Source organism: Paraconexibacter algicola (assembly GCF_003044185.1).
GTDB classification, from domain to species: domain Bacteria; phylum Actinomycetota; class Thermoleophilia; order Solirubrobacterales; family Solirubrobacteraceae; genus Paraconexibacter; species Paraconexibacter algicola.
The window spans coordinates 2,005,679-2,024,984 of record NZ_PYYB01000001.1; the positions used below are offsets into that span (position 1 = coordinate 2,005,679).

Genomic DNA, 19,306 nt, shown 5'->3' on the forward strand with positions numbered 1-19,306 from the left:
GGGGCGCACGCGCACCGAGGGCTCCGGGGACGGGGGCGGCCGGTAGGGTCCCCCGGCCGATGGAGTCCCTGCGCGAAGCGGTCTGGCAGGCCGTCCCGGAGGACGTCGAGCCCGAGCGGTTCGCGGTCCGCCGCGCGTTCCTCCTGTCGCACGTCGGTCCCGCGGACCGCGTGCTGGACGCGGGCTGCGGCGCGGGCGCGTTCGCGGCGGCCCTGGCCGACCACGGGGCGGAGGTCGTCGGCGTCGACGTCAGCCACGAGGCGATCCGTCGCGCCCGCCGCGCCCACGCGGGTCGCGCGACCGACCTGCGCGTCGTCCCGGAGGGCGTGGCGCTGCCGTTCGAGGAGGACGCGTTCGACACGGTCTGGGCGGGGGAGGTGCTCGAGCACATCGTCGATCCGGTCGGCTGGCTGGCCGACGTGCGGCGCGTCCTGCGCTGGGGCGGGCGTCTGGTCCTCACCACGCCGTACCATGGCCGCGTGTCCACGGTGCTCCTCGGGCTGCGCGCCGCTGCGTTCGACGCGCACTTCGACCCGCGCGCCGACCACCTGCGGTTCTTCAGCGCCCGCACGCTCGACGGGCTGCTGCGCGACGCCGGCTTCGCGGAGGTCGACCTGCGCGCCGTCGGCGGCCCGCCGCTGCTGCGCCACAGCTTCCACGTCGTGGCGAGCTGAGCCCGTGCGCGTCCTGCTCGACACGACCTTCGCGCTGCGCGGCCACTCCGGGACCGGCGTGTACCTCGCGCACCTCTCCGAGGCGCTGCAGCGCCTCGGCGTCGACGTGGTCGAGGCGCGCAACGAGGGCCGCCGCGCCCCGGGCGGCGGCGTGCGGCGCAGCGTCGTGAACGCGTCCGCGGACCACTGGTGGACGGCGGTGGAGCTGCCGCGCCGCGCCCGCGAGTGCCGCGCCGACGTCGTGCACCACCCGCTCCCGGCGACCAGTCCGCTGGGGTTCGTGCCGCAGGTCGTCACCGTCCACGACCTCGCGTTCGAGCGGCTCCCGGACAGCTTCGACGCGCGCTTCCGCGTCTGGGCGCGGCTCGCGCACCGGGCGGCCGCGCGCCGCGCGCAGGCCGTCGTGGCGGTCTCGCGGACCACCGCGCAGGACGTGATGGCGCGCTGGGGGATCGCGGCCGACCGGATCGTCGTCGCCCGCCACGGGCCGGGGCAGGAGCCCGACGCGGTGCGCCCGCGTGACCGCGAGCCCGCCCACCTGCTGTACGTCGGGGACGACGAGCCGCGCAAGAACCTCGGGCTGCTGCTCGCCGCCCACCGCCTGTACCGCGAGCACGCGGCGGCGGTCGCGGGCACCGACGAGGCGTTCGAGCCGCTGCCGCTCGTGCTCGCCGGGAGCGCGCACGCCGAGCAGGAGGGCGTGCGGGTCGTCGAGCGCCCGGACGCGGAGGCGCTCGCGCGCCTCTTCTCCGGGGCGGCCGCGCTCGTGCACCCGTCGCTGCACGAGGGGTTCGGCCTCACGCCGCTGGAGGCGATGAGCGCCGGGGTGCCGGTCGTGGCCGCGTGCTCGCCGGGCGTCGTGGAGATCTGCGGCGACGCGACCCTCCTGGTCGACCCGCGCGACGCGCACGCGCTCGCCGCGACGCTGCGGCGCGTGAGCACCGACCAGCGCCTGCGCCGCGACCTGACCGAGCGCGGCCGGCGTCGCGCGGCGGAGTTCTCGTGGGCGAGGTCAGCGCGCGATCACGTCCACGCCTATACGCTCGCGGTGGAGCGAGGTGGGCACGGATGAGAGTGGCGATCCTGGGCACGCGGGGAATCCCGGCGTCCTACAGCGGTTTCGAGACGGCGGCCGAGCAGTTGGCCTCGCGGCTGACCGACCGCGGGCACGAGGTGGTCGTGTACTGCCGCCCGCACGTCGTCGACCGGCGGCTGACCGAGTGGAAGGGCGCGCGCCTGGTCCACCTGCCGACGCTGCGCAACAAGTACCTCGACACGTTCGCCCACACGCTGCTGAGCGCGGTGCACGCGGCGCGGCACGTGCGGCCGGACGTCGCGCTGTTCTTCATCGCGGGCAACAGCCCGATGTGCCTGATCACCCGCGGGGCCGGCATCCCGACGGTCATCAACGTCGACGGCCTCGACTCCGACCGCAGCAAGTGGCCGTCGACCGCCAAGCGCTACCTGCGGTTCGCGGAGCGCAACGCGCCGCGCTGGGCGGACCGGGCGCTGACCGACTCGCACGCGGTCGCCGAGATCTTCGAGCAGCGCTACGGCCAGCGGATCGGCGTCGTGCCCTACGGGGTCGACGATCCCGGGCACACGGGCACCGAGACGCTCGCGCGGCTCGGGCTCAAGCCGCGCGAGTACATCCTCTTCGTCGGGCGCCTGGAGCCGGAGAACAACCCGCACGTGCTCGTCGACGCGTTCGCGCGGATCCCCAACGAGCGGGCGCGCGGCATGAAGCTCGTCGTCGTCGGGGGCGCCCCGTACGCCGACGAGTACATCACCCAGGTCATGCGCAAGGGCGACCCGCGCGTGATCTTCCCCGGCTACGTGTTCGGCCGCGGCTACTGGGAGCTGCAGCACCACGCCTACGCGTTCTGCGCGCCGACCGAGGTCGGCGGCACCCACCCGGTGATCCTCGAGGCGCTGGCGGCCGGGAACTGCGTGATCGTCAACGACCACGCCCCGAACGTCGAGACGGTCGGGGAGGCGGGCCTGACCTTCAGCGGCAGCGAGGGCGTCCCGTCGCTGACCGCGCAGCTCGAGCGGGTCCTCGACGACCCGGAGATGGTCGCCTCCTACCGCGAGAAGGCCCGCGAGCGCGCGAAGCAGTACTCGTGGGACGCGGTGACCGACCAGTACGAGCAGCTGCTCCTGGAGGTCTGCGCGGCCGGGGGGCCCGGCGCGCTGCCGGACCACCTGCTCGACCATGACGCGCCCGGGCCGCCCGCGGTCGCGGGCCAGCCCTGAGCGGCGCGCCCTACCGGCGCTTCTTCGTGACCTTGAAGGTCGCGCTGCGCGAGATCACGCGCTTGCGCGACCCGTCGACCCACACGAGCCGCGCCGACCCGGAGGTCCGGACGCTGACGCGCGTGTCGAGGTAGTGGCGCTGGTTGGTGACGGTCACGGTCTTCGCCCGCCGCCACTTCGACCCGCGGCGCGCCGAGCGGAGCTCGACGGCGACCCGGACGGGCCGACCGGCCGGCGCGGGCCGCACGAGCCCCCAGACGCGCAGCTGCTGCCCGCGACGGATCGTCTCCTTCGGCAGCACGATCGGCAGCTTGTACGCGGCGTAGGCGGGCTTGCGCTTGCCGGAGAGCGACAGCAGCCCGGTCTGGAACGTGCTGCCCCACGCGGCGGCGGTGTTCTCCGGCACGCCGGGCAGCGGCTTGTCGTCGACGAGGAGGAACTGGGCGTGCGTGCGGACGTCCGGGTCGCGCGCGGTGACGAACTCGGCGAGGTTCAGGAACCGCGCCTGCGTCGCGAGCGTCACGCCCGTGGGATCCGGCGGGCGGGTCTGGTACCCGAACTCGGTGAGGTAGAGCGGGACGTTGCGGCCGCCGCCCGGGATCGGCTGCGCGTAGGTGCGGTAGATCGTGGCGAGCAGCCGCTTCAGCGACGACAGGTTCGCGATCGTGAAGAACTCGCGGTCGGTCGGCCGGCGCGTCGGGGAGAAGGTCAGCTCGTACGGGTGGTGCGCGTAGCCGGTCGCGCGGAACAGGCCCGGGTGGGCGGCGGCGAACGCCTCGCGGGCGTCGGCGCCGGGCGGGCAGCCGCGGATCTCGGCGGCGGTCCCCTGGAGCGGCACGAGCGCGTCGTCGAGGCAGTAGAGCTGGCGGATGAACCGGCCGGGCTTCATCGACCGGGTCGTGCCGGTGATGTTCAGGCCCTTCGGGGCGGTCTCGCCGATCAGGATCGTGTCGGAGCCGTGACCGGTCGTCTCCAGCGCGCTGAACGACGCGTCGACGAGGTCGCGGTAGAGGCGGGGCGCGGTCTCGACCTGGCCGCTGGGATCGCGCGAGTCCGCGGTCCACTGCGGGGTCAGCCAGCCCGCCTGGTTCGGCTCGTTCCAGATCGTCCAGTAGTCGACGCGGGGCAGCGGTCCGTCGTCGGGACGCCGCGGATCGGTGAACGACCCGTTGTAGCGCTCCGCGACGGCCTGCGTGAACAGCCCGAACTCGCGGGCGCTCGGCTCGAACGTCTCGGCGATGTCCTCGCGCTCGGGCGTGCCGGTCGCCCACAGCGGGGCGGGCGAGGTGAGGTTGAGGTTGATCGCGAGGCCCCGCGCGGCCGCCTGGCGCAGCAGCGAGTCGTAGCGGTCCCACGAGCCGGGCGGGTACGCGGTCGGGTCGCCGGCGTCGAACGCGGGCTTGGTGCGGGACTGGGCGTCGGGCGCCACGATCTTCCAGAACACGCTGACGCGCAGCCGGTCGACGCCGAGCGCCTTGAGCTCGTCGAGCGTCGCGGCGACGTTCTCGGGCGTGTCGTAGATCAGGCGGTTGTCGTCCTGGAAGGTCGACTCCTGGCTGAGCGCCGCGGAGGCGGTTCCGGCGCCGGCGGTGGCGCAGAGGACGAGCGCCGCGCAGAGCGCGGCGAGGGGGAGCGTTCGCATCGGGTCAGGGCCTCGGGGTGGCGGTGCCGGACGGCCCGGTGGTCGCACCGGGCAGCGGCGGGGTGACGGGGACGGTCGCGGCGGCGGGCAGGCCCGCGGTCCGGCGACGTGCCTCCAGGAACAGCGACACGCCCGTGTTGGAGCGGGGGTCGAGGTAGAGCGCCGGCCCGAGCAGCTGCAGGGCACGCCGGGCGTCACCGGCGACGAGCAGGTGGAACTCGGCGAGCCGCACCCACGGGGTGGCGTTGGAGGGCTGCAGGCGCACTGCCTGCTCCAACGCACGCTGGGCGTCGTTCTTGCGGCCGGCGGCGAGCTCGACCGCGGAGCGCTCGAACAGCGGCTCGACCGAGAGGGGGTTGAGGTCGCGGGCGTCGATCGCCTTGCGGCGGGCCTCGTCGAGCTTGCCCTCGTCGATCAGGGCGAGCGCCTCGTTGCCGGTGTGGAACGAGCGCTCGGGCTGCCAGGTCGCCCAGGCGGCGCCGAGCGCGACGAGCACGACGCCCGCTGCGGCGGCTGCCCGGGTGCGGTCGCGCAGCCCGCTGCGGACGCGCTCGCGCAGGGCAGCGCTGACGACGGGCCCGCCGACGGGACTGCTCGGTGCGTCCGCGTCCGGGCTCTCGCCCAGGGGACCGCGCCCGGCGACGTAGCCCGCCGCGAGCAGCGCGAGGATCGCGAGGCCGGGCACGAACCAGGTGAAGTCGACGAGCGAGTGCACGCCGAACGTCACGACGACCGCCAGCAGCGTCAGGTGCCCGACGCGCTCCGCGGTCCAGGCGCCCTGCCGCCAGCTGCGGCGGCGCAGGTCGAGCGTGCTGCGCGCGGCGGCCAGCCAGGCGGCGAGCAGCGCGAGGCTGACGCCGAGCCCGAGCAGGCCGAGGTCGGCGGCGGTCTGCACGAGGTAGCCGTGGGCGTGCCGGACGGCGAGGTCGTCGGTGCGGAACCGCGGGCGCGCGGTGGCGTACCCGCCCGCGCCGACGCCGTGGAGCTTCTCGGCCCGGAAGATCTTGAGCGCCTGGTCCCAGTAGCGGGCGCGGACGCTGCCGACCGCGGTGAGCCGTCCGGGGTCGTTGGCGGGGAGCGTCGCGTCCGGGTCGGTGAGCTTCGTCCAGCCGTCGGAGATGCTGCCGCCCAGGCCCTTCTCGCTGAACGCGAGCGCCCCGATGACCCCGACCGGCACGAGCGCCAGGCCGACGAGCAGGACGGTCCCGGCCTGCCGCCGGGTGGTGGGCCGCGGCGGGCGGCGGGCCGCGAAGAACAGCAGCGCGAGGCCGACGAGCAGCAGGACGACGAGCAGCGCGAGCATCGCGATGCCGAGCTGGTGCCCGGCCGAGGCGCGGATGTCCAGCGGCACCTCGTCCTTCGTGAGCTCGTCCTGGGCGAACACCCACCAGCAGACGATCGAGGCCCCCAGCGCGGAGGTGGAGAGCGCGGCGGCGCCGCGCAGGCGCAGCGGGACGACCGCGAACCAGACGCCGCAGCCGACGACGACCGCCAGCAGCGACCCGCGCGAGTACGCGAGCAGGATCGTGACGAACAGCAGCCCGAGGATCGGGTAGGCGAGCGCGCTGATCGCGGCGTGCCCGTGCCGGCGGGCACCGAGCCACAGCGCGCCCGGGACGCCGAGCGCGGCCATCAGGCCGACCGCGTTCCAGTAGCCGAACGGCTCGCGCAGTCGCGCGAACGTCTCGTCGGGCGCGAAGGTGCCGGGCAGGATCTTCGTCAGCAGCGCGTACGTCGAGATGACCGTCGCGCAGACCACGGTCGCGCCGACGATCGCCGACCAGCGGTGCGGGGCGAGCCGGGCGAGCGCGACGCCGGCGCCGAACGCGGCGGCGTAGGCGAAGGTGCGGTTGGTCTCCAGCCAGGAGTCGGACGGGTTGACCGACCACCAGATCGACGTGGCGGTGAGGATCGCGAGCAGCCCGAACGCCACGAGCGTCGGGGCGCCGTGCAGGCGGCCGCCGTCGCGGACCAGCAGCGCGGTGGCGCCGAGCAGGCCGCCCGCGAGCTGCACGCCCATCTCGACCTCGGTCGAGCGGCCGAGCTGCAGGCCTCCGCCGGCGCGCAGCGCGATGAACGCGAGGAGCAGGCCGAGGCCGAGCGTCCAGAGCACGTCGTCGGACGGGCGCGGCAGCGCGCGCAGCTGCGACCCGGCACGGCCCGCGACGGGCGGGAGACCGGGGAGGGCGGGGCGGCGTCGCGCCGCGGGAGCGGGCTCAGTCGCGACGGGGGCGGACACGCCTCATCACCTGCACGCCGGAGGTGGCGAGCCCGACGAGGGCCAGCAGCACCAGGACGGCGATCAGCGGGGTCGGGAGGGACGTGGAGGACGAGACGCCGATCCGGGGCCCGACGAGGGCGCCGCCGATGTCGATCGGGGTGCGGGCACCGCCCGCGGCCGTCCTGGCCAGTGCGTCCTTCTCCTGCTGGGTCGCGTTCGCGAGCGCCTCGGTGGCGTTGCTCGACCCGCCGCCGGAGCCCGAGCCGCCGCCCGAGCCGCCGGCCCCGCCGGCACCGGCGACGCCGCCGGCCGCGCCCTGCGCGCCGCCGGAGCCCGAGCCGGACCCGCCGCCGGACGAGCCGCTGAGGCCGAGCTGCGCGCGGCGGATGACGTCCCGGCAGTCGGTGTACTCGTCGAGGTCGGTCGGGATGTCCTCGATCGCCTTGCGCAGGTCGCCGCGGCTGTGCTGCTGGTCGAGGCGCCCGTCCTGGCAGTCCTGCAGCACCGCGTCACGGTCCGCGGAGGCGACGCCGGCGGGCACGCCGAACGCGGCGCAGAGGGCGAGCAGGGCGATGACGAGTCGACGCGCGGTGGTCATGCAGCGGGGTCGCGTCGCGTGGTCGATCCGTGCGCGGCGACGCGGGAGGTTCCGGTCCTCGGGAACGAGGCTACCGACATCGGGTACCCCTCGACCCCGCGGCCCAAACGGGCGGGAGGAGGCGCGGCGCCCGGCCGGGGCCGTCGGATCATGCGCGGGCGACCGCCGCGTCGATGCCCTGACGCAGGCCCTCGGCCCACGCGGCGAAGGTGTAGGGCGCGACGTCGCGGCGCGCGGCGGCCCCGAGGCGCGCGCGCAGCGCCGGATCCTCGCGCAGGGCCACGAGCGCGTCGCGCAGGGCCGTCGCGTCGCCGGCCGGGACGACGAGCCCGTTGCGGCCGTCGCGCACCAGACCACCGGCGGCGGCGCCGACGGCGTCGGTGGCGATGACGGGGAGACCCTGGTGCATGGCTTCGTTGGCGACGAGTCCCCACGGCTCGCGGAAGGCGGGCGTGGCGACCGACGGTACGACCAGAACGTCCGAGTCGGCCAGGAAGTTGCGGACCTCCTCGGGGGTCGCGGGTCCGTGCGCGGTCACGCCGGGGACGCGTGGGCGGCCGGTGTCGCGCTCGGTGACCCCGACGAGCGACAGGCGGCCGTCGCCGACCCCCGGCCACGCGTCGAGCAGCACGTCGAGGCCCTTGCCGGGCGCGTGCCGGCCGACGAAGACGGCGGTGAACGGCCGCGCGGTCGGCGCGGCGCCCGGGGCGGGCGCACCCCAGAACGCGGCGTCGACCGCCTGCGGCGCGGTGTGGATGCACCGCGCGCCCTGGCGTCGCGCGTGCGCGGCGACGTGCGGCCCGTAGACCACGACCGCGTCGGCGTCGGCGTGGATGCGGCGCAGCAGCGGGGCGGCGAGCCGGTGGGCGGGGGTGCGCACGGGCGCCCACAGGGCGCTCCAGAGGACGAACGGGGTCCGTCCGCGCCGCGCACCCGCGTAGGCGGCGGGCAGCGCGATCCTCCCGGCCGTGCCGCACACGACCGCGCGCCACGGACCGCCCCGGGCGGCGAGCGCCGCGATGTCGCGCTGGGCGACGTGGCGGTGCGGCACGCCGGGGTCCTCGACGCCTCCGGTGGCGTGGTGTGAGCGGCCGCCGAACAGCGCGAGCTCGATCCCGACGCGCTCGTGCAGCGCGGCGAACGCGCCAGTGCGGTCCGGCGGCACGTGGTTGGTGACGAACAGGACCGGGGCCCCGTCGCGCCCGCTCACCGCAGTGCCTCCTCGTAGGCGGCGACCGTCGCCTCCCCGCACCGCTGCCAGGTGAACGCGCGCTCGACCGTCTGGCGGGCACGGCGACCGAGCCGTCCGAGCGCGGCCCGGTCGGCGATCAGCGCGTCGATCTGGCCGGCGAGCGCCTCGACGTCCCCGGGCGGGACGAGCGCGAGCCCGTCCCCGACCTGCGCGATCTCGCCCGGACCGGGCTCCCCGAGCGACGCGATCGCGGGCACCCCGCCCGCCATCGCCTCCACGTAGGCGACGCCGAACGCCTCGTCGATGCTCGGCATGACGAACAGGTCGGCGCCGTGACAGAGCGCGACGGCCTCGTCGTGCGGGCGCTGCCCGGCGAACTCGACGCGGTCCGCCAGCTCGAGGTCCGCGGCGAGCCGCTCGAGCGTCCCGCGTTCCGGGCCGTCGCCGACGACGAGGTAGCGCAGGTGGGGGTGGCGGTCGCGCAGCAGCCACAGCGCCCGGATCACGTCCCCCTGGCGCTTGCGGCCGACGAGGTGCGCGACGGTGACGAGCGTCGGGTGGTCGTACTGGCGGGGGGAGGTCGGCGGCACGTCGGCGCCGAGCCGCACGACGCGGGTGCGCTCCGCGGGCGCCCCGAGCGCCCGGGCGCGGTCGGCGACCCCGTCGGAGTTGGCGAGCACGAGCCGCGCGTGCCCGAACGCGGCGACGACGTTGCGGTGGCCGTCCGTGAACGCACCGGCGGTGAAGAACACGTCCCCGCCGTGCACGGAGACGACCGCGGGCGCGGCGGGCATCGCGCGGCGCAGCGCGTCGCCGGCCGGGACGGCGTTGTGGGCGTGCAGCAGGTCGAAGCGGAACGACCGGCGCACGCGGGGCAGCTCGCGGCGCAGGACCGGGGCGGCCCAGGCGCCCCAGGAGCCGTAGGACCGGGGTCGCGGCGGCGACACGAACGGCACGTAGCGGACGGTCAGCCCGTCGAGCTCCCGCAGGCGCGGGTGGCGCCACAGGGCGAGCGCGGCGGAGGCCAGCTGCGCCTTCGGGGTGGCGGACGGCGGCACGACGCGGTGCAGCACGAGGACCTGCACGTCGACGCCCGCGTCGCGCGCGGCGAGCGCCTGCTTGTGCGCCCATATTCCGAGGACCGGGTCGTGGGCCCGCGGGTAGAACTCGGCGACGTGCAGGACCTTCATCGGCCGGGGACGGTACCCGACCGTCCCGGCGTGCCCGTCACGGGACGGGGATCCGCCCGGACCGGACGGTGCGGACCTCGTCGCGCGGGACGTACGGGCGCGTGCGCAGGAACGCGGTCGCCTCGGCGACCGCCTCGTCACGCGGGTAGGTGTCGGCGACGGGCCGCAGCTCGTGCCCGACCGGGGTGGCGTCCACGACGCCGATCGGCCAGCCGTGCTGGGCGGCGACCGCCGCCCAGTGCAGGTCGAGTCCCCAGCCCATCCGCAGATCGGGGAACGGCAGCAGCGTGCGGAACGTGTCGCGGTGGAACGCGGTGACGGGCCCGATCTCCACGAACGTCGTCTCGCGCCAGTCGGCGGCCCGGTCGCGGCGACGGGTGACGTCCCAGGCGGCGTGCGAGGAGAGCCGGTGGGCGGGCTGGGCGAGCCGCAGGCCCGCCTCCTCGCAGGTGAGGAGGAACACGTCGAGGAACCCGGTGGGCAGGTCGACGTCGTCGTCGATCACCAGCAGCCAGTCGACGCGCTCCAGCGACGCCTGGGCGAGCAGCCGGTTGAGGTTCTCGAACTTGCCGGCGGTCCCGGCGATCGCGGTGCGGACCTCGACGTCGTGCACGGACCGGGCGAGCTCGGCGTGCGACGCCGCCATGGTGTTCGCGACGTCGGGACGCTCGACGCCGAGGACGAGGACGCGACGGCGGGGCGCGTCGGGCGCCTCGGCGCGCCGGCGCAGCGCGCGGCGGCGGCGCCGGGTGCGCCGGTCCAGGTAGCGGTCGCCGTGGCGGCGCAGCACGGCGCGGCGTCCGCCGACGGTCCCGGAGGTGCCGGAGAGGAAGTCTGGCGTGCCGGCGGCGGCCGGGGCGCGGTGACGCGGGTGCCACTCGGCGAGCAGCTCGCGCACGCGACCGGCGGAGTGCGCGGCGAGCACCGGGCCGTTCATGCACAGGCGCCGCGGTCCGTGCAGCAGGCAGCCGGCGAGGACCCGCAGCTCCTGCGCGGTGGACGGCTGGGTGCGCTTGAACGCGTCGAAGCGGCGGCTCGCCCGGCCGCGGCGGAACGCGGCGCGCATGAGCGAGCGCATCCGGGCGTCGTCCCCGGCGCGACGGTGGTCGAGCGCCGCCGCGGCGACGTAGCGGATGCGGCCGCCGACGGCGCGCCAGCGGTCCTGCCACTCCTGCTCGTCGCCGTACAGGTGGCGGGACTCGTCGAACGCGCCGACGCGCTCGACGGCACTGCGGCGCACGGTCATGTTCGCGCCCCAGGCGTGCGGGGCGTCGACGTCGACCGGGCCGAGGTCGAGCTCGGTGACCGGCGCGCCCTCGCGTCCGCAGCGCCAGAAGCGGTGGTCCTCGAAGCGGGCGCGGATCGGGCCGGTGAGGACGCCGACGTCCTCGGGCAGCTCCTCGGCGGCGGCGAGGAGCGCGGGGAGCCAGCCGTCGCGGACCTCGACGTCGTCGTCGACGAAGACGAGCAGGTCGGCGTCGGCGGCGGCGGCGATCCCGGTGTTGCGGGCCGCGTTGAGCCCGCTGGGCCGCTCGTGCGCGACGTACTCCGCGCCGTGCGCGAGCGTCACGCGCCGGGTCTCCTCGCCGGGGCCGTCGTCGACGACGAGCAGCCGAGCGCCCGCCGCGGTGACCTGCGGGGCGAGCGACGCGAGCGCGACCGCGAGGTAGTCGGGGCGGGCCTGGGTGGGGACGATGACGGCGGCGCGGACGGGCACGGGCACCACTGAGGCTAGCCTGCAGGCACGGTGATCCTCGTCCTGCACCATCGCTATCGGGTCCTCGGCGGCGAGGAGCGCGCGGTCGACGACCTCGTCTGGCTGGCGTCCTCGCACCTGGGCGAGCGCGTCGAGCGGCTCGAGCGCGACAGTGCCCGCACGACGTCGGCGGCGGCCGCGGTCGGGCTGGTGCGCGGGGGCCTGCGTCCGGGGGAGGTCGCGGACGCGGTCCGCCGGACCGGGGCGGACGTCGTGCACGCCCACAACCTGAACCCGACGTTCGGCTACCGGGCGCTCGCGGCCGCCCGGGACGCCGGGGCCCGGGTGGTGCTGCACCTGCACAACTCGCGGCTCGTCTGCGCGGTCGGCACCACGATCGATCCGGACGGCCGGGACTGCACGCGCTGCCACGGCCGCGACACCCGGCCCGGGTATCGGCTGCGCTGCCGCGGGGATGCGCGCGAGGCGGCCCTGTACGCGACGTCGCTGGCCGCCTGGTCGGCGCGCCTGGTTGCGCAGGCGGACGTCGTCGTCGTGCCGAGCGTGAGCGCGCTCGAGCGCCTGCGGGCCCTGGGCGCGCCGCTGCCCGCGGGGGACCGCATCCACGTCGTGGCGAACCTCGTGCGGTCGCTGGACCGCCCGCCCGGGGTGCCCGAGCCGCAGGTGCCGTCGCGGGCGCCGGACGGTCCGGCGCTGGTCGTCTCGCGGCTCGCGCCCGAGAAGGGCGTCGAGTTGGCGATCGACGCGTGCCGCGAGGCGGGGGTGCCGCTGGTCGTGGCGGGTGACGGACCGCTGGCGGGGGCCCTGGCCCAGCGTGCCGCGGGCGCCGACGTCACCTTCCACGGGCACGTCGACGGGGCGGCGCTGGCGCGCCTGCGTGCGGAGGCGAGCGTCGCGCTCGTCCCGACCCGGGCGCACGAGAGCTTCGGCCTCGCGGCGCTGGAGTCGCTCGCCGCCGGCCTGCCGGTGGTGGCGACCGCGATGGGTGCGCTGCGCGAGCTCGGCGACGACGTGACGCTCGTCCCCCCGGGGGACGTGCCGGCGCTGGCCGCGGCGACGCTCGCCGCGCGCGCGGACGCGGACGCCCCGGCCCGCGCCCTGGACGCCGCCCGCCGCCGCGCGGCCCCCGAGGTCGTCGCCCCGCAGTTGCGCGCGGTCTACGCGGCGGCGCGCGCCGCCACGCGACCGGGATAGCGCGGCGCCGCGTCGGAGCGCCCACGTCGAGCCCGGGCGCCCACGCCGCGCCGGAACGTCCGCGCCGCGGCGGGACGCGCGAGCCGCGCCGCGCCAAGCGCCCAACGCCCTCCGAGCCCGCGGCGCCTCCTGGGCGCGCCGAGTGGACGCCTCGTCCTTCCGGGAAGGTGCTGGTGTCCACAGGTCCGCCGGGCCCGTCTGTCTGCCCGCGCCCACCCCGTCCCGCTCGCAGCGGCCCTGTGGACGCCTCATCCTTCAGGGAAGGACCAGGCGTCCACTCGGCGGGCTCGGCCGCGCCCGGCTACCGCCCGCGGCGCCGCGGGAGCGTCTGCCACTCGGGCGACTCCTCGACGCCGGGGCTCGCGTACGCGGACCGCTGGGCGCGGCCGTCGCGGCGCATGACCCAGATGTCGCCCTTGGGATCGGCGCGCTCGCTCGTGAACGCGATCAGCCGGCCGTCGGGCGACCAGGCCGGGCCCTCGTCCTTCGTCGTGTTGGTCGTCAGGCGCTGCTCGCGGCCGCCGCGCGCGTCCATCGTCCAGATCTCGTCGGAGGCCTCGACCGCCGGGTCGGCGTCGGGGTTCCCGGGCAGCGAGGCGCGCTCGAACGCGATCCGCCGGCCGTCCGGGGACCATGACGGCGCCGACTCCCAGAGCCCGCTTCCCGCGGTGAGATTGCGGGCGTTGGAGCCGTCCGCGTCCATGATCCAGATGTCCGGATCGCCGGCGCGGTCGGAGCGGAACGCGATCCGCCGGCCGTCGGGCGAGGACACGGGGTAGAGGTCGTTTGCGTCATCGGCGGTCAGGCGGATCGGGTCACCGCCGTCGCCTGCGCGGATCGACCACACGTCGTACGGGCCACCCCGGTTGGAGCGCACGAGCAGCCGCTCGCCGTCCGCGGTCCAGCCGGGCTGGGTGGAGAACCGCAGGTCGCCGGGCGTGTCGGTGAGCGCGCGGGCGGGGCCGCGGCCGTCGAACGGGGCGAGCCAGGTCTCCTCGTCGCGCGGGTCGGCGGTCACGGTCTTGTAGGCGACGGTCCGGCCGTCCGGGGAGACGGCGGGCTGCTGCTGACGCAGCGGGCCGCCGACGATCATGCGCGGCGCGCGGGCGCCGCGCGTAAGCGCGTAGATGTCGTGGCTGCCGGCCTTCGTGGAGGTGAAGACCAGGGCGCCGTTGCGGCCGGGGAAGGCGGCGTCGGCCGGCGCGGCCGCGGCGAGGGCCGCGACGCACCCCAGGAGGGCGGCGGCTCGGGGTCGGGTGCCGGTCGTCATGACGTGCTCTCCCTTCTCTCGGACGGCGGTGGCCCGCCCCGGCCGGCGCCCGGGGGCACCGGCGGGGCGAGCCGTGTCGGCCCGGGGGCCGACGCCCACTCTTCGTGTGAGGTCCAGTTCACACGGAGGTGGGCAACGAACCGTACAGAGTGCGACACAGCGCGTCGCAGTTCCTGGGTCAGACGACGGTGCGCAGCCAGTCGACGGTGCGGCCGATGCCGTCCTCGACGTCGATCTGCGCCTTCCAGCCGAGCAGGCGCTCCGCCTTGGAGACGTCGGGCCAGCGGCGCACGACGTCGACCTCGTAGGTGGGCAGGTGCTCGAGCGCGAACGCGTCGGGCGCGAGGCCGCACTGCTCCCAGATCACCCGGGCGATCTCCGCGACCGTCATCTCCCGGTCGGCGCTGATGTTGAAGTCCTCGAGCAGCCCGGCGGGCGAGCTCATCGACGCGACGATGCCGTCGGCGATGTCGTCGATGTGGGTGAGCGTCCGGGTCTGCGTCCCGTCCCCGAAGATCGGCAGCGGCTGCCCGTCGGTGAGCTTCAGGCACTTCTTGATCACGTCGGGGACCATGTGCGCGATGCCGGGCTCGTCCTCGGGCATCTCGCCCGGTCCGTACGCGTTGAACGGACGGCAGATCGTGTAGGGCAGGCCGTGCTCGTCGTGCGCGGCGCGGACGTACACCTCGCCGGTGAGCTTGCTGAACCCGTAGGCGCTCTTCGGCACCGGGCAGGTCCAGATGTGCTCCTCGGTGGTCGGGTACTCCGTGGCGCGCTCGAACACCATCGAGCTCGACACGTAGACGAACCGCTCGACGCCGAGGTCGATCGCCGCCCGCACGACGCCGTTGTACAGGCCGTTGTTCATCTCGGTCAGCGTGTACGGCAGCTTGTGGAAGTTGCCGATCCCGCCGACGATCGCGGCGAGGTGGATGACGTGCGTGCAGCCCTGCGTGGCGGCGCGCGCCTCGTCGAGGTCGCGCAGGTCGCCCTGGTGGACCTCGCAGCCCTCGCGCATCCACTGCGGCGCCTCGCGCTGGTCGGACACGCGCACCTCGTAGAGCGGGTCGCGGAGCAGACGACGGACGACGGCGGCGCCGATGGTGCCGGCACCGCCGGTGACGAGAACGCGGTTCATAGCGCCCGCCAGCGTAGTGGACGGGGCCGCGCCGACCGGTGCCGACGCGCCTGTCCCACGGCGCGGCCGGGGCACGCCGAGGTGCTAGCGTCGGCGCCCGATGGACGTCGAGACCCTCGTCGCAGAACTCGGTGACCTGGCGGCGGGCGGCTCGTTCGAGGGCGGCTCCAGCGTCGCGCAGCGCCGGCACTTCCAGCGGCTCGTGCGCGGGCTCGGCGACCGCCGGGTACGGGTCGTGGAGATCGGCTTCAACGCGGGCGCCGGGTCCGCGGCGTTCCTCACGGCGACCGACGCGGTCGAGGTCGTGGCGTTCGACCTGGGCCTCCACGAGTACGTCGCGCCCTGCTCCGCGCACCTGTCCGACCGCTTCGGCGACCGCTTCTCGCTGGTCCTCGGGGACTCGCGGGAGACGCTGCCCGCGTTCGCGGCGGAGCGTGGCGCGTGGGCGGACCTCGTGCTGGTGGACGGCGGCCACACCGAGGAGGTCGCCCGCTCGGACGTCGAGTGGGGCTCCCGCGCCGCGACGGCCGAGGCGCTGATCGTCGTCGACGACCTCCTGCCGCAGGCTCCCTGGGGGGTGGAGGTCCAGCGCGTCTGGGACGACCTCGTCCTCCGCGGCATCCTCGTCCGGCCGCAGGTCTGGTGCTCGGTGGAGGGCGACGACGACCCGCACCCCGACGACGACGCCTCCGTGCCCGGCCCGGACCGGCGCTGGGGTGTCGCGCAGCGTGCCTGACGGCGCCACCGTGTGGCTCACCGGCCTCTCGGGGGCCGGGAAGACGACGATCGGGGACGCGCTCGTCCCCGCGCTCGCCGCGACGGGCGCGCGCGCCGTCCTGCTGGACGGGGACCGCCTGCGCCGCGGGCTCAGCCGGGACCTGGGGTTCAGCCCGGCGGACCGCGCCGAGCAGGCGCGTCGCACGGCGCAGCTCGCCGCGCTGCTGGCGGGCGACGGTCTCGTCGCGGTCGTGGCGCTCGTCTCGCCGCTGCGCGCCGACCGGGCGGCCGCACGGACGGCCCACGTCGCGGCCGGCGTGCCGTTCCTGGAGGTGTGGGTGCGCACGTCGCTGCGGGAGTGCGAGCGCCGCGACCCCAAGGGTCTCTACGCCCGGGCCCGCGCGGGTGAGCTGACCGGCCTGACCGGGGTCGACGCCCCGTACGAGCCCCCGTGCGCCGCGGAGCTCGTCGTCGCGACCGAGGAGGAGTCCGCCGCGCGGGCGGCCGCCCGGATCGCTCAGGCCGTGCGCAGCGCCGCGAGCTCGCTCGCGTAGCCGAAGACCTGGCCGGCGCCCCAGCAGTTCCAGGGGTCGATCACCAGCGCCGACGGTGTCGCGCACGCGGCGATCGCGGCGAGCGTCTCCGCCGTGCAGAACTCCGGGTGGTTGGCGGCGACCATCACCGCGTCGGCGCCGTCGAGCGCGTCGGTGAGCGGCTGCGTCGGCGTCGTGACCCACGGGTCGTGGACCGCGACGTCGGCGAGCTCGCGCTCGAGCAGTCGGATGAGCTTGTGGGACAGCGAGTCGCGCTCGTCGTCGGTGGCGGACTTGAACGCGAGGCCGAGCACCGCGACCTTCTTGTTCTCCAGCGACCCGAGGCGGCGCTTGGCGCCCTCGACGAGGAACAGCGGCACGCTCTCGTTCACCCGCGAGGCGGCGAGCAGCATGCCGGGCGCGGTCGAGCGCTCCTCGCTGAACGCGAAGTCCTTGCGCAGGCACGTCCCGGCGGTGAAGCCGGGGAGCTTCATGCCGCCGCGCGGGTAGTCGCGGTTGATCAGGTCGATGACCTCGAAGACGTTCGCGTCGTACTGCTCGCAGTCCATCATCAGGAGGTTCGGCAGCGCGAACGTCGCGTAGCGGAGGATGTTCGTCCAGATCTTCGCGAGCTCCGCCTGCTCGGGCGTGGTCTGCACGATCGGCGCGCCGAACACGGAGAACAGCTCGCCCACGACCTCGCCGGAGCGCTCGCCGACGCCGCCGACGATGCACGGCAGCGACACGATCTCCTCGAAGAAGCGCCCGGCGGCGATGCGCTCGGGGGCGTGCGCGACGAAGACGTCCTCGCCGATGCGGAAGTCACGGTGCTTGCGCAGGTAGCCGGCGACGAACGCGGTGGTGCGCGGCGCGATCGTCGAGCGCAGCGTCAGGCTCGTGCCGGGGCGCAGGTGCGGCAGGAGGTCGTCGAGGACCGAGCGGATGTCGCGCAGGTCGATCTCGATGTGGCTGAACGACGGGGTTCCGAGCGTGATCACGACGTGGTCGGCGGCCGCCGCGTCGGCGACCCGGTCGGACCAGCTGATCGTCCCGGCGGCGGTGACGCGCTGCAGGACCTCGGGGGCGCCGGGCTCCTCGAACGGCATCCGCCCGTCGCGGACCGCCTCGAGGATCTGCGGCGAGCGGTCGACGCCCAGCACGTTGAGGCCCCGGTCGGCGAAGGCCAGGGCGAGGGGCAGGCCGACGCGGCCGGTCCCGATCACTGCGACGTCGAGGGTGCTCATCCGGCTCCCAGGGTACCGGCGCGGGGTTCGCTGCTCATGCCTGCAGGAACGGCTGCGGTGCGCCGAAGTGGCGCAAACCGCGACGGGTCGTCGTCAGACGCCGTGGCGGCGCAGCACGATCGCCGCGGTCCGCAGGAGGATCTTGAGGTCGTTCCACAGCGACCAGTTGGCCGCGTACAGGTAGTCGAGCTTCAGCATCTCGCCCATCGGGATCCGCCGGTGCGAGCCGAGGATCTGCCACGGACCGGTCATGCCCGGGGTCAGCTCGAGCCGGCGACGGTCCAGGCCGGTGATGCGCTCGTCCTCGTTGCGGATCAGCGGTCGCGGGCCGACGACGCTCATCTGGCCGCGCAGCACGTTGTAGAGCTGCGGCAGCTCGTCGAGGTGCGTCTTGCGCAGCAGCCGCCCGACGCGGGTCACCCGCGGGTCCTCCGCGATCTTGAACATCCCGTCGGCGACCTCGTTCTGCGCGGCGAGCTCGCCCTTCATCGCGTCGGCCCCGTCGACCATCGTGCGGAGCTTCACCATCCGGAAACGGCGGCCGCGGAAGCCGATCCGCTCCTGGCGGAAGAACACGGGGCCGGGGGAGTCGAGCTTGATGACGATCGCGGCGAGCGCCACGACCGGCAGCGCGACGAGGCCGGCGAGCACCGCCACGGTGATGTCGAAGCCGCGCTTGACGGCGCGCGAGGAGCGGGTGAGCCCGAACCGGCGGACGCCCAGGAGGGTGACGCCGAAGACGTCGTCGAACTCGACCTGGGAGCCGACGACGTCCAGGACGCCCGGCAGGACCGAGACGCGCACGCCGGCGGCCTTCGCGGCCCGGATCAGCTCGGGCGTGTCGGTGGCGGCGGCGAGGTCCGACGGCACGATGATCACGCGGTCGACGTCGAAGGCGCCGACGAGCCGGCGGAGGTCCTCGTGGCTGCCGACGCGCTCCAGCGGGACGGCGCCGACGAACTCGGCCCCGACGCGGCCGGCGGCGCGCTCGTGGAGGTTGCGCTCCGCCTCGGCGCTGCCGAGGACGAGGATGCGCTCGGGCTGGCTCATGCCGCCGGCGACGCGCCGCGCGAGCATGCGGCAGACGGTCGTCAGCGAGACGAGCAGGCCGCAGAGCGCGAGCGCCTGGCGGTCACCGACCTCGCCGATGCCGAGGTGGCCGTCGGCGATGACGATCACGAGCGTGGCGAGGACCGCGTGCTGGAAGAGCTTGGGGACCTCCTCGATCGTCGTCTTGCGGACGAGCAGGTCGTCGCGGTCGTAGAGGCCGTGGAGCTTGGACAGTCCCGCGAGGAGCGGCAGCGCGAACAGGGCGGCGGGCGCGGACATCGTGTCGGCGCCCAGGACGGCGAGGCTCAGGACGAGCGCGAGGAGCCCGGCGACCAGGTCGGCGGCGAACAGCGACCGGCGGTAGTTGCGCTCGCGCTCCAGGAGCCGGCGCGGGACGGCCTGCTGCGGGTAGTCGCCGAGGACGTCGCGCGGGCGCTGCCGACGCTCGACCCGCAGGGACGGGTCCGTGGCCGGGCCGACGCCCCGCGGACGGAAGCGGCGGCGCAGCGCGGTCGGGGCGCCGCCGTGGCCGGAGTCAGGTTTCTTGGCGCGTGCTGGAGTTCCCATGTACGACGACAGGTGTCGCTCATGGCCCCCCTGCCGTGTGAACCGTCGCACAGAAGTCGGGTCGAAAGCAAGCGCGAAACCGATTGGTCACGTTTCCGCGGGG

The 19,306-nt window shown here is 75.6% G+C and carries 16 protein-coding genes; 6 read left to right on the top strand and 10 right to left on the bottom strand.

From position 1 onward, the window contains the following. The first annotated feature begins 59 nt into the window (after positions 1–59). The 3 genes from C7Y72_RS09490 to C7Y72_RS09500 are packed head-to-tail and all read left to right on the top strand — an operon-like array spanning position 60 to position 2,930. The gene (locus tag C7Y72_RS09490) at positions 60–674 is read left to right on the top strand and encodes a class I SAM-dependent methyltransferase (RefSeq protein WP_158276758.1); all 615 of its coding nucleotides are present in this window, start codon (positions 60–62) and stop codon (positions 672–674) included. A gap of 4 nt (positions 675–678) precedes the next feature. Further along, positions 679–1,746: a glycosyltransferase family 4 protein gene (locus C7Y72_RS09495; RefSeq protein ID WP_146175312.1), complete on the top strand. Its 1,068-nt coding sequence runs from the start codon at positions 679–681 to the stop codon at positions 1,744–1,746. Beyond that, a complete protein-coding gene (locus C7Y72_RS09500; RefSeq protein WP_107568511.1) occupies positions 1,743–2,930 on the top strand; it encodes a glycosyltransferase in 1,188 nt (395 codons plus the stop codon). The genes C7Y72_RS09495 and C7Y72_RS09500 overlap by 4 nt, the downstream gene beginning before the upstream one ends. Positions 2,931–2,940: 10 nt before the next feature. Here the strand turns inward: C7Y72_RS09500 and C7Y72_RS09505 are convergent, their stop codons facing one another. The 6 genes from C7Y72_RS09505 to C7Y72_RS09530 all read right to left on the bottom strand — a co-directional run bounded on the left by C7Y72_RS09505 (position 2,941) and on the right by C7Y72_RS09530 (position 11,496). Further along, a complete protein-coding gene (locus C7Y72_RS09505) occupies positions 2,941–4,572 on the bottom strand; it encodes a hypothetical protein (RefSeq protein ID WP_107568512.1) in 1,632 nt (543 codons plus the stop codon). Positions 4,573–4,576: 4 nt separating this feature from the next. After that, positions 4,577–6,811, bottom strand: coding sequence for a tetratricopeptide repeat protein (locus C7Y72_RS09510; RefSeq protein WP_107568513.1), 2,235 nt, complete (start codon positions 6,809–6,811; stop codon positions 4,577–4,579). After that, positions 6,789–7,391 carry a hypothetical protein gene (locus C7Y72_RS09515; RefSeq protein ID WP_107568514.1) on the bottom strand — a complete coding sequence of 201 codons (603 nt, stop codon included), beginning with the start codon at positions 7,389–7,391 and terminating at the stop codon, positions 6,789–6,791. The genes C7Y72_RS09510 and C7Y72_RS09515 overlap by 23 nt, the downstream gene beginning before the upstream one ends. A 148-nt stretch (positions 7,392–7,539) precedes the next feature. Continuing rightward, positions 7,540–8,601, bottom strand: coding sequence for a glycosyltransferase family 4 protein (locus tag C7Y72_RS09520; RefSeq protein ID WP_146175313.1), 1,062 nt, complete (start codon positions 8,599–8,601; stop codon positions 7,540–7,542). Then, positions 8,598–9,773 (bottom strand): glycosyltransferase, encoded by a 1,176-nt coding sequence (locus C7Y72_RS09525; protein WP_107568515.1) that lies wholly within the window; start codon positions 9,771–9,773, stop codon positions 8,598–8,600. Before C7Y72_RS09525 ends, C7Y72_RS09520 begins: the two co-directional genes overlap by 4 nt. A 37-nt stretch (positions 9,774–9,810) precedes the next feature. Then, positions 9,811–11,496 (bottom strand): glycosyltransferase family 2 protein, encoded by a 1,686-nt coding sequence (locus tag C7Y72_RS09530; RefSeq protein WP_199223896.1) that lies wholly within the window; start codon positions 11,494–11,496, stop codon positions 9,811–9,813. Between the two features lie 24 nt (positions 11,497–11,520). Here C7Y72_RS09530 and C7Y72_RS09535 point away from each other — a divergent pair, with 24 nt between their 5' ends. After that, positions 11,521–12,684 carry a glycosyltransferase family 4 protein gene (locus C7Y72_RS09535; protein WP_107568517.1) on the top strand — a complete coding sequence of 388 codons (1,164 nt, stop codon included), beginning with the start codon at positions 11,521–11,523 and terminating at the stop codon, positions 12,682–12,684. Positions 12,685–12,985: 301 nt separating this feature from the next. On the opposite strand, the gene C7Y72_RS09540 is transcribed toward C7Y72_RS09535, so the two are convergent. Both C7Y72_RS09540 and C7Y72_RS09545 read right to left on the bottom strand, forming a co-directional pair. Beyond that, on the bottom strand, positions 12,986–13,954 hold the full coding sequence (locus tag C7Y72_RS09540; RefSeq protein WP_107568518.1) for a PD40 domain-containing protein: 969 nt from the start codon (positions 13,952–13,954) through the stop codon (positions 12,986–12,988). Between the two features lie 178 nt (positions 13,955–14,132). Then, on the bottom strand, positions 14,133–15,092 hold the full coding sequence (locus tag C7Y72_RS09545) for an NAD-dependent epimerase/dehydratase family protein (RefSeq protein WP_107568519.1): 960 nt from the start codon (positions 15,090–15,092) through the stop codon (positions 14,133–14,135). A gap of 100 nt (positions 15,093–15,192) precedes the next feature. Between C7Y72_RS09545 and C7Y72_RS09550 the strand changes: the two genes are divergently transcribed. Beyond that, positions 15,193–15,828 carry a class I SAM-dependent methyltransferase gene (locus C7Y72_RS09550; RefSeq protein ID WP_107568520.1) on the top strand — a complete coding sequence of 212 codons (636 nt, stop codon included), beginning with the start codon at positions 15,193–15,195 and terminating at the stop codon, positions 15,826–15,828. Beyond that, a complete protein-coding gene (gene cysC, locus C7Y72_RS09555; RefSeq protein ID WP_199223897.1) occupies positions 15,821–16,363 on the top strand; it encodes an adenylyl-sulfate kinase in 543 nt (180 codons plus the stop codon). Before C7Y72_RS09550 ends, cysC begins: the two co-directional genes overlap by 8 nt. Here the strand turns inward: cysC and C7Y72_RS09560 are convergent. Continuing rightward, entirely contained in the window at positions 16,327–17,586 is a 1,260-nt protein-coding gene (locus C7Y72_RS09560) for a nucleotide sugar dehydrogenase (RefSeq protein WP_107568522.1), read from the bottom strand. The genes cysC and C7Y72_RS09560 overlap by 37 nt on opposite strands. Before the next feature lie 93 nt (positions 17,587–17,679). Then, on the bottom strand, positions 17,680–19,203 hold the full coding sequence (locus tag C7Y72_RS09565; protein WP_107568523.1) for an exopolysaccharide biosynthesis polyprenyl glycosylphosphotransferase: 1,524 nt from the start codon (positions 19,201–19,203) through the stop codon (positions 17,680–17,682). Between the last annotated feature and the right edge of the window lie 103 nt (positions 19,204–19,306).